The organism is Streptomyces sp. B1866 (genome assembly GCF_031932565.1).
In the GTDB taxonomy this organism is placed as follows: Bacteria; Actinomycetota; Actinomycetes; order Streptomycetales; family Streptomycetaceae; genus Streptomyces.
Genome location: NZ_JAVSCF010000548.1, coordinates 1 through 986 on the forward strand (window position 1 = coordinate 1; position 986 = coordinate 986).

Annotated in this window: 1 protein-coding gene; it reads left to right on the plus strand. The window is 68.0% G+C overall.

Annotated features, from left to right (window positions below; all coding sequences use genetic code 11):
* Positions 1–157 precede the first annotated feature (157 nt).
* Positions 158–967 carry a transposase family protein gene (locus tag RKE29_RS30105; RefSeq protein ID WP_312008874.1) on the plus strand — a complete coding sequence of 270 codons (810 nt, stop codon included), beginning with the start codon at positions 158–160 and terminating at the stop codon, positions 965–967.
* Positions 968–986: the final 19 nt, after the last annotated feature.

Genomic DNA, 986 nt, shown 5'->3' on the forward strand with positions numbered 1-986 from the left:
TGAGGTTTTCTCAACGAGAATGATCTTCGCGAAGCGGTGTGAACTTCCGGCTTCTGGATGAGGCGGACATCGGGTGCCCGGCCGCAGGCAGACGCGAAGCCCCTGGTAGGACGGCTCTCACCACAAGACGCTGTCCGCAACAACCAGAGGCTTCGCGTTGGTGACCTATGCTGCCACGCTCGACGTCCCGCGCCACGTCGTCGAGTTCCTCGCCCGCCAGCTCGCCGCCCTGCGGCGACGGCTCGGGACGCCTCGGCGCTCCCGCGCACTGGGGCCGTTCCGCCAGGCCGTGCTGGTGCTGCGCTGGTTCCGCGACAGGGGCTGTGTGCACTGCCTGGCCCGCGACGCCGGGGTGTCCCAGGCCACCGGCTACCGCTACCTGCACGAAGGCATAGACGTCCTCGCCGGCCAGGCCCCCGATTTGCACAAGGTCCTGACACGCTGCCGGGAAGAGGGAATGACGCACGTAATCCTCGACGGCACGCTCATCGAGTCCGACCGCCTCACCGGTATCCGGGACAACGGCAACGACCTGTGGTTCAGCAAGAAGCACAAGGCGTTCGGCGGGAACGTGCAGTTCCTGTCCGCCCCCGACGGCACCCCGCTGTGGGTCTCCGACGTCGAACCCGGCTCCACCCCCGACATCACCGCCGCCCGGCGGCACGCGCTGCCCGCGCTGTACAAGGCAGCCGCCAAGGGTCTGCCTACCCTGGCGGACAAGGGCTACATCGGCGCGGGCATCGGGATCCGTGTCCCGGTCCGCCGCCCCAAGGGCCAGTCCGAGCAGGCCCTGCACGCCGACACCCGAATGACGAACGCCCTGATCAGATACGCCCGCGCACTGGGCGAACGCACCGCAGCCGAACTCAAACAACGCTGGCGCGCTCTGCAGCGTGTCACCCTCAGCCCGAGCAGGATCGGCGACATCGCCCGCGCCGCCCTCGTACTCAACGGACACTGGAAGTGATCTTCGTTGAGAAAACCTC